General features: G+C 69.7%; 13 protein-coding genes and 1 pseudogene. All 14 read left to right on the top strand.

Annotation, left to right across the window (positions count from 1 at the left end; genetic code table 11):
• A pseudogene (locus ABZS51_RS17980) lies at window positions 1–281 on the top strand (ATP-binding protein); the annotation flags it as partial.
• A 55-nt stretch (window positions 282–336) separates the two neighbouring features.
• Window positions 337–1,893, top strand: a complete 1,557-nt coding sequence (gene ffh / locus ABZS51_RS17975) for a signal recognition particle protein (protein ID WP_310710714.1) — start codon at window positions 337–339, stop codon at window positions 1,891–1,893.
• A 457-nt stretch (window positions 1,894–2,350) separates the two neighbouring features.
• On the top strand, window positions 2,351–2,791 hold the full coding sequence (rpsP, locus tag ABZS51_RS17970) for a 30S ribosomal protein S16 (protein WP_355441879.1): 441 nt from the start codon (window positions 2,351–2,353) through the stop codon (window positions 2,789–2,791).
• A 1-nt stretch (window position 2,792) separates the two neighbouring features.
• Entirely contained in the window at window positions 2,793–3,038 is a 246-nt protein-coding gene (locus tag ABZS51_RS17965; RefSeq protein ID WP_020546537.1) for an RNA-binding protein, read from the top strand.
• Between the two features lie 69 nt (window positions 3,039–3,107).
• The gene (rimM, locus tag ABZS51_RS17960; RefSeq protein WP_310710716.1) at window positions 3,108–3,611 is read left to right on the top strand and encodes a ribosome maturation factor RimM; all 504 of its coding nucleotides are present in this window, start codon (window positions 3,108–3,110) and stop codon (window positions 3,609–3,611) included.
• 35 nt (window positions 3,612–3,646) lie between these two features.
• Window positions 3,647–4,441, top strand: coding sequence for a tRNA (guanosine(37)-N1)-methyltransferase TrmD (gene trmD, locus ABZS51_RS17955; protein ID WP_355441888.1), 795 nt, complete (start codon window positions 3,647–3,649; stop codon window positions 4,439–4,441).
• A gap of 139 nt (window positions 4,442–4,580) precedes the next feature.
• Window positions 4,581–4,943 carry a 50S ribosomal protein L19 gene (rplS, locus tag ABZS51_RS17950; RefSeq protein WP_310710717.1) on the top strand — a complete coding sequence of 121 codons (363 nt, stop codon included), beginning with the start codon at window positions 4,581–4,583 and terminating at the stop codon, window positions 4,941–4,943.
• A gap of 141 nt (window positions 4,944–5,084) precedes the next feature.
• Complete coding sequence (lepB, locus tag ABZS51_RS17945; protein ID WP_355441876.1) at window positions 5,085–5,999, top strand: signal peptidase I; 915 nt, start codon at window positions 5,085–5,087, stop codon at window positions 5,997–5,999.
• Window positions 5,999–6,607, top strand: coding sequence for a signal peptidase I (gene lepB, locus ABZS51_RS17940; protein ID WP_355441873.1), 609 nt, complete (start codon window positions 5,999–6,001; stop codon window positions 6,605–6,607). The genes lepB (ABZS51_RS17945) and lepB (ABZS51_RS17940) overlap by 1 nt, the downstream gene beginning before the upstream one ends.
• 54 nt (window positions 6,608–6,661) lie before the next feature.
• Window positions 6,662–7,330: a ribonuclease HII gene (locus ABZS51_RS17935; RefSeq protein WP_355441870.1), complete on the top strand. Its 669-nt coding sequence runs from the start codon at window positions 6,662–6,664 to the stop codon at window positions 7,328–7,330.
• Between the two features lie 39 nt (window positions 7,331–7,369).
• Window positions 7,370–7,696, top strand: a complete 327-nt coding sequence (locus ABZS51_RS17930) for a DUF2469 domain-containing protein (RefSeq protein ID WP_310710721.1) — start codon at window positions 7,370–7,372, stop codon at window positions 7,694–7,696.
• 536 nt (window positions 7,697–8,232) lie between these two features.
• On the top strand, window positions 8,233–8,586 hold the full coding sequence (locus ABZS51_RS17925) for a YraN family protein (RefSeq protein WP_310710722.1): 354 nt from the start codon (window positions 8,233–8,235) through the stop codon (window positions 8,584–8,586).
• Window positions 8,587–10,122: a YifB family Mg chelatase-like AAA ATPase gene (locus tag ABZS51_RS17920; RefSeq protein ID WP_355441867.1), complete on the top strand. Its 1,536-nt coding sequence runs from the start codon at window positions 8,587–8,589 to the stop codon at window positions 10,120–10,122. It begins immediately after the preceding gene.
• A gap of 178 nt (window positions 10,123–10,300) precedes the next feature.
• On the top strand, window positions 10,301–11,803 hold the full coding sequence (gene dprA / locus ABZS51_RS17915) for a DNA-processing protein DprA (RefSeq protein WP_355441864.1): 1,503 nt from the start codon (window positions 10,301–10,303) through the stop codon (window positions 11,801–11,803).
• Window positions 11,804–11,850: the final 47 nt, after the last annotated feature.

The following is an 11,850-nucleotide window of genomic DNA, read 5'->3' as shown; positions in this document are numbered from 1 at the left end:
TCGGGGCGGTGGTGTTGGTGGACACCCGCCGGTTGGCCGACAGTTTCCCGGCGATCGACTACTTCGAGGAGGCCCAGCTCCCGTTCATCGTCGGGATCAACGGCTGGGACGGTCAGTACGGGCATGCCGATGCGGAGGTGCGGGATGCGCTGACGCTGGCGCCGCACATCCCGCTGGTGCGTCTGGACGCGCGCTCCAAGGACTCGGTCAAGAGCGCGCTGATCAACCTCGTCGAACACGCGCTCACGGTACGGATGGCCGTGCCAGGCTGGAGCGGCTGACGGAGCGGCTAGGCTGAGTTCAGACCTACATTCGCTTCGAGGACTGGCCAACCACGTGTTCGAGACGCTTTCCGACCGGCTGACATCGGTCTTCTCCTCCCTCCGATCCAAGGGTCGGCTGTCTGACGCCGACATCGACGCCACCACCCGCGAGATCCGCATCGCGCTGCTCGAGGCCGATGTCGCGCTGCCGGTGGTCAAGGCATTCGTCGCCCAGGTCAAGGAGCGCGCCCGCGGCGTCGAGGTCTCCCAGGCGCTCAACCCGGCGCAGCAGGTCGTCAAGATCGTCAATGACGAGCTGATCGAGATCCTCGGCGGCGAGACCCGCAGGCTCCGCTACGCCAAGACGCCGCCGACGGTCATCATGCTCGCCGGCCTCCAGGGCGCCGGAAAGACCACGCTGGCGGGCAAGCTCGCCCGCTGGCTGCGCGAGCAGGGCCACGTGCCCATGCTGGTCGCCGCCGACCTCCAGCGGCCCAACGCCGTCCAGCAGCTCCAGGTCATGGGCGAGCGCGCGCAGGTCGCCGTCTACGCGCCCGAGCCGGGCAACGGCGTCGGCGACCCCATCGAGGTGGCCCGCCGCTCCATCGACGAGGCCCGGCGGCAGCAGTACGACATCGTCATCATCGACACCGCCGGCCGCCTGGGCATCGACCAGGAGATGATGAAGCAGGCCGCCGACATCCGCGACGCGGTCTCGCCCGACGAGGTCCTGTTCGTGGTCGACGCCATGATCGGCCAGGACGCGGTCACCACCGCCCAGGCGTTCATGGAGGGCGTCGGCTTCGACGGAGTCGTCCTCACCAAGCTCGACGGCGACGCCCGCGGCGGCGCCGCCCTCTCGGTCCGGCACATCACCGGCCGGCCGATCATGTTCGCCTCCACCGGTGAGAAGCTCGAGGACTTCGACGCCTTCCACCCCGACCGGATGGCGTCCCGCATCCTCGACATGGGTGACATCCTCACCCTGATCGAGCAGGCGCAGAAGACATTCGACGAGGACCAGGCCGCCAAGATGGCGGGCAAGCTCACCTCGGGCGAGAACTTCACCCTCGACGACTTCCTCGAGCAGATGATGATGGTCCAGAAGATGGGCCCCATCAAGAACCTGCTCGGCATGATGCCCGGCATGGGGCAGATGCGTGACCAGCTCAACGCCATCGACGACCGCGACCTCGACCGCATCGCCGCCATCATCCGCTCGATGACCCCGGCCGAGCGCCAGGACCCGAAGATGATCAACGGCTCGCGGCGCGCCCGCATCGCCGCCGGCTCCGGCGTCACGGTCACCGCCGTCAGCAACCTCGTCACCCGCTTCTTCGAGGCCCAGAAGATGATGAAGCGGGTGGCCGGCGGCATGGGCATCCCCGGCATGCCGGGCGGCCGGGGCAAGGCAGCCAAGGGGCAGAAGAAGGCCAAGAAGGGCCGCCGGGTCAGCGGCGACCCGCGCAAGGCCGCGCTGGGCAAGGCCCAGGCCGCCGACACCGACGGTCCGGCCGCCGCGCCCAAGCCGGGCGGCCTGCTGGGCAACCTCGGCGGCAAGCTGCCGCCGGGGATGGAGCTCCCGCCGGGCTTCGACCCCACCAAGCTCAACCTGCCCCGCCAGAAGTAGCGCCTCCGCGCCGCTCCCCGGATCGCCTCGGGGAGCGGCGCCCGCATGCGCGCGGACGGCCGGCCACGTGCGACCCCGGACCCGCGGTGCCGGAGGAGCCGCCGCGGATCCTCGCTCCCGCCGCCCGCCGCCCGCCGCCCGTCCGCCGATGCGGCCCGTTCTCGCGTCCGGCGTTTCGCTCCCGTCCGGGTCGCCGGGGCCACCCGAGGGGCGCCCGCAGATTTCTCCATGCCACCGGCCGAGGGAAGCCCCTCGCAGGGCGAGCGTGGCCGGGACGTGCGCGTCGTGTCGCTGGCAGTGTCTTGGATCTGGCAGAATGACATGTTGGAACATCGTGACCAGTCGGGTGCCCTCTCACCTCCCGGCGGCCACGCCTGTCCCTGGAGCGAGCGTCCTGTCGTGCCCCACTCGGCGAGGCGTCGCTCACCCGCGCTCTAAAGCAGGAGAGACCACACCCGTGGCAGTCAAGATCAAGCTCAAGCGGCTCGGCATGATCCGCAACGCTCAGTACCGTATCGTCGTCGCCGACAGCCGCACCAAGCGTGACGGCCGGGCGATCGAGGAGATCGGCCTGTACCACCCGAAGCAGAACCCTTCGCGCATCGAGATCGACGCCGAGCGGGCGGCCTACTGGCTGGGTGTCGGCGCGCAGCCGACCGAGCCGGTGCTGAAGCTGCTCAAGCTCACCGGTGACTGGCAGAAGTTCAAGGGCGAGCCCGCCCCTGCGCCGCTGAAGGTCGCCGAGCCGGCGCCCGACCGCCACGCGCTCTACGAGGCCGCGGCCAAGGAGACCCTGTCCGGTGGCGACACCGGCACGGCCGCCACCACGCCGAAGAAGGCCAAGAAGAAGGACGACGCCGAGGCCGCCGCCGAGACCAAGACCGAGGGCGAGGCCTGACGTGCTCGAGGAGGCTCTCGAGCACCTCGTGAAGGGCATCGTCGAACATCCCGACGATGTCCGGGTCCGCGCACGCCGCATCCGCAGCGGGCGCGTCCTGGAGGTCCGGGTGCACCCCGAGGACCTGGGCAAGGTCATCGGTCGCGGCGGGCGCACCGCCAAGGCGCTGCGCACCGTGGTGAACGCCCTGGCCGACGGGAAGTACGTACGGGTCGATCTGCTCGACCTGGACGAAGCAGTCCGTTAGCGTCAGGAATTCGCGCCCTCATCGGTCTCGTTCCGATGGGGGCGCTCGCGTGAGAGAAGGCAGGTACTCGTGCAGCTCGTCGTCGGCCGGATAGGCCGCCCGCACGGCATCCGTGGTGACGTGACCGTGGAGGTGCGCACCGACGATCCCGAGCTGCGCTTCGCCGTCGGCGCGGCGATCGCCACCGACCCTCCCGCCAGAGGGCCGCTCGTCATCGAGGGCCGCCGCTGGCACAAGGACGGACTGCTGATCAGCTTCGCCGGGGTGGAGGATCGCGACGCGGCCGAGGGGCTGCGCGGCACCATGCTGGTCATCGACTCGGCCGAGGTGGAGCCGTCCGACGACCCCGACGAGTTCCACGACCACGAGCTGATCGGTCTCGCCGTGGTGACGGCCGCGGGGGAGCCGGTCGGTGAGGTGACCGACGTCCTCCACCACGGCCAGGACCTGCTCGTCATCGCCCGGCCGGGCCAGGACGACGCGCTCGTCCCGTTCGTGCGCGCGCTCGTGCCCGAGGTGGACGTGCGTGGCGGGAGGCTCGTGATCGATCCCCCCGAGGGGCTGCTGTCATGACCACGGATCCGCACGACGGGCGTACGCCTCCGGGCATGCGGCTCGACATCATCTCGATCTTCCCCGAGTACTTCTCCCCGCTCGACGTCTCGCTCATCGGCAAGGCGCGCGAGCGCGGCACCCTGGACGTGCGGGTCCACCAGCTGCGCGACTGGGCGCACGACGTGCACAGGACCGTCGACGACACCCCGTACGGCGGCGGACCCGGCATGGTCATGAAGCCCGAGGTGTGGGGTGAGGCCATCGACGCGGTCGTCGGCGACGGCGCGGCCTCCCACGGGACACCGCGGATGATCGTGCCGACGCCCAGCGGCCGGCCGTTCTCCCAGGAGATCGCGCAGGAGCTCGCGGCGGAGCCGTGGCTGCTGTTCGCGTGCGGCCGCTACGAGGGCATCGACTCGCGGGTCATGCACGAGTACGGCGCCAGGATGCGCGTCGACGAGCTGAGCATCGGTGACTACGTGCTGGCCGGCGGCGAGGTGGCGGTGCTGGTCATGGTCGAGGCGGTCGGCCGGCTCCTGCCGGGCGTGCTCGGCAACGCCCACTCGGCCGTGGACGACTCCTTCGCCCCGGGCGCCATGCGCAACCTGCTCGAAGGCCCCGTCTACACCAAGCCGCCGGTGTGGCGCGGCCACGAGGTCCCGGACGTCCTCCTGTCGGGGCACCACGGGAAGGTGGCCCGGTGGCGCCGCGACCAGGCGTTGCGCCGTACCGTCGCCAACCGGCCCGAGCTGGCGGCGGCGATCGACCCCGCGACGCTCGACAAGCACGACCGCAAGCTGCTCGATGACCTGGCGTTTCGCGTCGGGCCGGAAGATATGGCACACTGAAGCGTTGCCAACCATCACGTGGTTGGTCTGCCATGCCCGGGAGAGACTCCTGGGCGTCGATCACATCAGCAAGCGTGTCCGCCGCGAGCTCAGGCCGGGTGGACCTCCGCGTGCTCGCGAGACTTTGAGGACATCTCTCATGCACACGAAGATCCAGGAGCTCGAGAAGACGACCCTGCGCAGCGACGTGCCGGACTTCCGTCCCGGTGACACGCTCGAGGTGCACGTGCGCGTCGTCGAAGGCAACCGCTCCCGTATCCAGGTCTTCAAGGGCTTCGTCCTGCGCCGCCAGGGCAGCGGCGCCCGCGAGACCTTCACGGTCCGCAAGGTCAGCTACAGCGTCGGCGTCGAGCGCACCTTCCCGGTGCACAGCCCGGTCATCGAGAAGATCGTGCTCGTGACCCGCGGCGACGTCCGCCGTGCGAAGCTCTACTACATGCGTGACCTTCGCGGCAAGGCCGCCCGCATCCGCGAGAAGCGTGACGCGACCCCCGCCAAGTAAGTCCAGCTTCAGCCGATGGCCCGCGTTCTTCGCGGGCCATTCGGCTTTACCGGGGCGTTTCCTTTATGCGGAGCGACTCGGGCCCGGGTGTAACGTCGGTCGAGGCCTGCCGAGCCGGCGCATCATCTAGGCTCGTCAGCGATGAGTAGTGAGAGCCAGGAGCACGGCGCGTCGCGCCGCCCTGTCGAGGACGAGGTGGACGTGGTCGCGGAAGAGACGCAGAAGCCAGCAAAAGGCGATAAAAAGGACAAAAAAGGGTCGTTCTGGAAAGAACTGCCTGTCCTGGTCGTCGTGGCGCTGGTGCTGGCCCTGATCATCAAGACCTTCGTGATCCAGGCCTTCTACATCCCGTCCGAGTCGATGGAGAACACTCTCCTCAAGAACGACCGGGTCCTGGTCAACAAGCTCGTCTACCACACGCGCGACATCGAGCGCGGCGACGTCGTGGTCTTCTCCGGCGTCGACTCCTGGGACGGCGAGTTCGAGATGGAGGAGCCCTCCAACCCGATCGCCGCCTTCTTCCGCTGGGTCGGCACCGCCTTCGGCGTGGTGCCCGGCGAGAAGGACTACATCAAGCGGGTCATCGGCGTGGGCGGCGACCACGTCAAGTGCTGCGACGACAAGGGCCGGATCACGGTCAACGGCGTCGCGATCGACGAGGGCTCCTACCTGTACCCGGGGGTCAAGCCCTCCAACGAACCGTTCGACATCACGGTGCCCCAGGGGCGCCTGTGGGTGATGGGCGACCACCGGTCCGTCTCGCTGGACTCGCGGTGGCACACGGGCGACCCCGGGGGCGGCTCCATCCCCGTCGGCCAGGTCATCGGACGGGCGTTCGTCATCGTCTGGCCGTTCCCCCGCGCCACCACGCTCGACATCCCCGCCACCTTCGCCCAGCCGGCCCTGCAGGCGCTGGGCGACTCGGCTCCGCTGCTCGCCGGGTTCGCGCTGGCCACACCCCTGTTCCTGATCCGCCGGCGACGGCTGCCCGGCGCCCCGCCGCTTCGTCGTCCGCGCCGCGCCGACGACGGCGCCGAGCTCCCCTGGAGACGTTGATGGTCGGCATCAAGAAGTCGGAGGCCGGGCGCGACAAGCCGAAGAAGAAGGGCGGCGGCCTCCGCGAGACCGTCCTGCTGCTCATCCTCGGCGTGGGCATCGCGCTGGTGCTCCAGCAGTTCGTGATCGGGTCGTTCTACATCCCGTCCGGCTCGATGGAGAACACTCTGGAGATCAACGACCGGGTCTTCGTCAACAAGCTCGCCGGCAAGCCTGAGCGGGGCGACATCGTCGTCTTCAAGGGCTGGGACGCGGACGGCAACGAGGACACCATCAAGCGGGTCATCGGCGTCGGCGGCGACAAGGTGGCCTGCTGCGATTCCAAGGGGCGCGTCACGGTCAACGGCACACCCCTGGAGGAGTCGTCCTACCTCTACCCGGGTGACAACCCCTCCGGTCAATCGTTCAAGTACACGGTGCCGCAGGGCAAGCTCTGGCTGATGGGCGACCACCGCAGCAACTCACGCGACTCGCGCGCCCATGTGGAGGAGCCCGGAGGCGGGTTCATCTCCGAGGACGCGGTCATCGGCACGGCGGTCGTCCGCTACTGGCCGCTGTCGCGCGGGCTGATCTTCACCAAGCCCGACACCTTCGGCAACGTCAAGTAGGGCCGGGGTTCCGCTCGCGGTTCGCGGCCATTGGGGCGTACGCTGCCTCTTGTCATGACAGTTGCGTTCCGCCCCCGGCCCAGCGTCGTCCGGCGCGACTCCGGACTGTACGCCTACGAGCGGGCGCTCGCGCGCCGCGGCCTGACCCCGATCGCGGGAGTCGACGAGGCAGGCCGGGGAGCGTGTGCCGGACCGCTGGTCGTCGCCGCGGTCGTCCTACGCAAACAGATCGACGGGCTGGGCGACTCCAAGCTCCTGTCGCCGGCCGTACGAGAGCGGTTGTACGAGCAGATCGTACGGTCCGCCCACGTGGGCGTCGTCGTCATCCCGCCTACCGAGATCGACGCGCGGGGGCTGCACCGGAGCAACATCTCCGGAATGCGGCGCGCCGTCGCGCGGTTGACCTGTGACCCGGAGTACATCCTGACCGACGGCTTCCCGGTTCCCGGGCTGCCGGCGCCGTCGCTGGCCGTGTGGAAGGGGGACCAGGTGGCCGCCTGCGTGGCGGCCGCGTCGATCGTGGCCAAGGTGACCAGGGACCGGATGATGGTGGAGCTGGACGGCGAGTTCCCGGTGTACGGGTTCGCCGACCACAAGGGGTATGTGACGCCCGGCCACCGCAGGGCTCTGGAGACGCATGGCCCATGTCCGCACCACCGTTACTCGTTCGTCACGGTGGCCAGGGAGATGGGCGAGAATGAATGGGGGGCCGGGGTTGCCTGACCGGACACACCGGGGGACCGGTACGACAGGAGGACCGCGATGAGCGCAGAAGATCTCGAAAAGTACGAAACCGAGATGGAGCTGCAGCTTTACCGCGAATACCGCGATGTCGTCGGGCTGTTCACCTACGTCGTGGAAACGGAGCGGCGCTTCTACCTGACCAACTCGGTCGACCTCGACGTCCGCACCGCGGAGAACGGGGATGTCTTCTTCGACGTGAAGATGCAAGACGCGTGGGTGTGGGACATGTACCGGCCGGCGCGGTTCGTGAAGAACGTCCGCGTCGTCACGTTCAAGGACGTCAACGTGGAGGAACTCGCCAAGGCCGACCTGGAAATGCCCAAGGAGGGCTTCTCCTCCGGCTGACCTGCACCGGGCCCTGCGCCCGCCCTTGCCGCTGCCTCGGTGGCGGTGCGGGTGTGGCCGCCGGGTGATCACACGGGGCGTCCCTGGGTTGGGGGCGCCCCTTTCGTACATGTGGCGCCCCTTTCGTCTATGTATTTGCGCCGCTCGCCCGCACGGGCCCGCTCGCCTGCCCCTACGCTCGCCCGCCCCGGCGGCCCGCTCGCCTCACGGCCGCTCGCGTCCACGCTGACCAACACCGGCCGCTCGCCGCACGCTCGCCCGCCCCGGCGGCCCGCTCGCCCCCACGGGCCGCTCGCGCACGGCCGCTCGCTTCCACGCCGACCAACACCGGCCGCTCATTCACGTGCTCACTCGCGACCGGAGGCTCATTCAGGAGGATTCCCCCAGCTCCGCCGTTCGCCAGCGTCCGCCACCCCGCCACCCCGACCCCTTGTCCACAGCCGTCATCCCCCGCCTGCCCCCCATCCCCAGAACCCCGTTCGGCCCCACCCCGCCACCCCCCATCCGCGAAAGTCGGTGCCCGGAGGTGCTGCCACATGGCCACGAAGAACGAGCTCGGAAGACACGGCGAGCAACTCGCCGCCGACTACCTCACATCCGAGGGACTCACCATCATCGACCGCAACTGGCGATGCCGTCACGGCGAGATCGACATCATCGCCGAAGACGGCCCCACCCTGGTCGTGGTCGAGGTCAAGACCCGATCGGGCCGCTCCCACGGCACTGCCCTGGAGTCCGTACGACCGGCCAAGCTGAGCCGGCTCAGAATGCTCGCGGCCCAATGGCTGACGGGCCAGCCCCGCAGATTCGAGACCGTGCGGGTCGATGTGATCGCGCTGGAGCGCTTCGCGGGCGACTACTCCCTTCTCCATGTCCGGGGGGCGGTCTAGATGGCCGTGGCACGCACCCGCAGCGTGGCGCTGGTCGGTGTGTCCGGCCGCAGCGTCGAGGTGGAGGCAGACGTCGGCAACGGTCTGGCCGGCATCCACCTCATCGGCTTGCCCGACACGGCGCTGTTCGAGGCCCGGGAGCGGGTCCGCTCGGCCATGGTCAACAGCCGTTACCCCTGGCCCGACGCTCGCATCACGGTGAGCCTGTTCCCGGCCAGCCTTCCGAAGCGAGGCAGCCAGTTCGACCTCGCCATCGCCGTCGCCATCCTCGGCGCCGCGGGTGTGATACCGGCCGAGCGCATCGCCGAGCCGTTCTTCCTGGGGGAGCTCGGCCTCGATGGGCGGCTCAGGCCCGTACGCGGCGTGCTGCCGTCCGTTCTGGGCGCCGCCAAGCACGGCGAGGTCACTGTCGTGATCCCCTCGGCCAACGCGGCGGAGGCCGCCCTGGTCCCCGACGTGAAGATCATGCCCGTGGCCGACCTGCGACAGCTCGTGGAGTGGCTGCGCAAGGGGGACCCGCCGCCGGAGCCCCTCCCGTTCGATCTCACGGAACCCGTACGGCCCACGGTCTCCCCGGCCGTCGACCTGTCGGACGTGGTCGGCCAGCCTGTCGCGCGCCGGGCCCTGGAGGTCTGTGCGGCCGGTGGTCACAATCTCTGGATGCTCGGTCCGCCCGGCACCGGCAAGACACTGCTGGCTGAGCGCCTGCCCACCCTTCTGCCGGATCTGGAGCTCGACCACGCGCTGGAGGTGACGGCCATCCACTCCGTAGCCGGCGTCCTGCCGTCCAACAGCCCCATGGTCAACAGACCGCCGCTCGTGAGCCCGCACCACACGGCCACCTCCGCCGCCATCGTGGGCGGAGGCAGCACCATCGTGCGACCGGGCGCCGTCTCCCTGGCCCATCGGGGAGTGCTGTTCATGGACGAGGCTCCGGAGTTCCCGCGCCATGTGCTCGACGCACTCCGCCAGCCCCTGGAGTCGGGTCAGGTGACGGTGTCGCGGTCAGCCGGGTCGGTGACGTTCCCGGCGCGGTTCATCCTGGTCATGGCCGCCAACCCGTGCCCGTGCGCCCAACCGCAGGACAAAGCCGACAGCTGCACTTGCACCCCCACGATCAAGCGCCGCTACCTCGGCCGGCTCTCGGGCCCCCTCATCGACCGCATCGACATGAAGGTCACCGTGGCTCGTTCGTCCCGGCGCGAGCTGATGGCAGACCGTCAGTTCGTCGAGTCGAGCACGACCGTGGCGGCCCGCGTCCTCGGCGCCCGGCAACGGGCGGCCGAACGCCTGTCCGGCACTCCGTGGCGTACGAACGCCGAGATCCCGTCCGCCGCCCTGCACGCCGACTACCGGCCCAATGACGAGGCGATGAGGCAGGTCGCGTCCTGCCTCGACTCAGGCGCACTCAGCGCCCGCGGCCTCGACCGTGTCGTCAGAGTCGCCTGGACACTCGCCGACCTCGCCGGCAAACCCCAACCAGGCCCCGACGAAACCGGCACCGCCCTGGCCCTGTGGATGGGGTTGAACTCATGACACCAGCGTCCCCTCCTCATGCTGAGACCGGCGACATCCACACCATCACCGACACCGTCGGCATGGGAACGGCAGAGGACCACCACCGGCTCCCAGTAGAACATTCGACCCAGCTCCTCATCCCACCAGCGCAGGCGATTCCGCGTCCCACCAGTGCAGGCAAGGTCACACCACGATCATGAACAGTGCCGAACTCGAGGCGAGGGCCGCACTCATGCGTGTCGCCGACGCCGGAGACACGATGATGGGCCGCCTTGTGGCCCACTCCGGCGCACCAGCGGCCGTCCGTGCCATCCGCGAGCGGACGATACCTCCGGAGTTCGCGGCGCAGGAGGCACAGCATCAGCCCCTGGCCAAACTCGATCAACGGCTGAGCACCTGGCATGCCCGCCTGGCCGCGGCGGATTCGGCGGGGGCGCCGGAGGCCGACCTGGTGGCGGGTGAACGGCTCGGAGCGCGGCTGATCGTGCCCGGGAGCCCGGAATGGCCCACCCAACTCGACCAGCTCGGCGCCACCAGGCCACTGGGTCTGTGGCTGCACGGCACTGTGGATCTGCGGTTCTCCTGCCTGCGCTCCGTGGCGATCGTCGGCGCCCGGGCGGCGACGCCGTACGGGGTGCACGTGGCAGCCGAGTTCGGGCTCGGACTGGGAGAGGATGGCTGGACCGTGGTCTCCGGAGGCGCTTACGGCGTGGACGGCGCGGCCCACCGGGGGGCACTCGCCTCGGACACCCCGACGGTCGTCGTCCTGGCCTGCGGTGTCGACATCTCGTACCCTCGCGGCCACCACGAGCTGTTCGCGGCCGTCCGTGACCAAGGGGTGATCGTCAGCGAGTGCCCGCCCGGCGTACACCCCACGCGTGCCCGCTTCCTGATCCGCAACCGGCTGATCGCCGCGCTTTCACGCGGCACCGTGGTCGTGGAGGCGGCGCTCCGAAGCGGCGCTCTCAACACGGCCACCCATGCCCTCGGGCTGAACCGCCACCTCGCCGCCGTGCCCGGCCCGGTCACCTCCACGCTGTCCGCCGGATGCCACCACCTCCTGCGCGAACGTAAGGCGACCTGCGTCACGACGCCCGAGGAAGTGATCGAGCTGGTGGGCACGATCGGAGGCGACCTCGCTCCCTCCGCGCGCGGCCCAGCCGTTCCGAGAGACGCCTTGAGCGAGGTCACCCGAAAGGTCCTGGACGCCGTCCCGTCCAGGGGCGGCACCGGTCCGGCCAGCATCGCCCTGTCAGCGGGCGTTTCGCTGGACGCGACCCTCAGCGCTCTCGGCGGCCTTGCCGCAGCAGGCTACATCGAACGCGTGGAGAAGGGCTGGCGCCTCCGCCGAGCCTCCGCCTCGTACCGCAAAGCTGACACCACCCTCCCCGACCCGGCCGATTCCACAGGCGCAGACACTTTCATCGAACCACCGCCGAGCGTTGTACCGGCGTCGAGTGTTGTACCGATGTCGAGTGTTGTACCGGCGTCGAGTGTCGTACCGATGCCGAGTGTTGTACCGGCGTCGAGTGTCGTACCGATGCCGAGTGTCGTACCGGCGTCGAGCGTCGAGCCACCCACGAGCGTCGAACTGGCCGCGCGTGCCGATCCGCCCGCGAATGTCGAGCCGACCCCAAGGGGTGAGCCTCAGTGCGAAAGTGGGGTGGCTCGGGAGGGTCGAACCGTTCGCGAGGGTTGAGCTACTCGTGTGAGGCGAGCCGCCCCCGTAAGTTGAGCACTGACGCG

Origin of the sequence: Nonomuraea sp. NPDC005501 (assembly GCF_040605905.1) — a bacterium.
Lineage (GTDB): Bacteria > Actinomycetota > Actinomycetes > Streptosporangiales > Streptosporangiaceae > Nonomuraea.
Note: the sequence above shows the minus strand (reverse complement) of the source record. Positions and strands in the feature narration are given on the sequence as shown.

Excerpts from the sequence above, each read along its gene's own strand:
- lepB (WP_355441873.1), top strand. The coding sequence starts at position 5,999 with ATGGTCGGCATCAAGAAGTCGGAGGCCGGGCGCGACAAGCCGAAGAAG.
- ABZS51_RS17935 (WP_355441870.1), top strand. The coding sequence starts at position 6,662 with ATGACAGTTGCGTTCCGCCCCCGGCCCAGCGTCGTCCGGCGCGACTCC.
- dprA (WP_355441864.1), top strand. The coding sequence starts at position 10,301 with ATGAACAGTGCCGAACTCGAGGCGAGGGCCGCACTCATGCGTGTCGCC.
- ABZS51_RS17930 (WP_310710721.1), top strand. The coding sequence starts at position 7,370 with ATGAGCGCAGAAGATCTCGAAAAGTACGAAACCGAGATGGAGCTGCAG.
- ABZS51_RS17925 (WP_310710722.1), top strand. The coding sequence starts at position 8,233 with ATGGCCACGAAGAACGAGCTCGGAAGACACGGCGAGCAACTCGCCGCC.
- trmD (WP_355441888.1), top strand. The coding sequence starts at position 3,647 with ATGCGGCTCGACATCATCTCGATCTTCCCCGAGTACTTCTCCCCGCTC.
- ABZS51_RS17920 (WP_355441867.1), top strand. The coding sequence starts at position 8,587 with ATGGCCGTGGCACGCACCCGCAGCGTGGCGCTGGTCGGTGTGTCCGGC.
- rplS (WP_310710717.1), top strand. The coding sequence starts at position 4,581 with ATGCACACGAAGATCCAGGAGCTCGAGAAGACGACCCTGCGCAGCGAC.
- lepB (WP_355441876.1), top strand. The coding sequence starts at position 5,085 with ATGAGTAGTGAGAGCCAGGAGCACGGCGCGTCGCGCCGCCCTGTCGAG.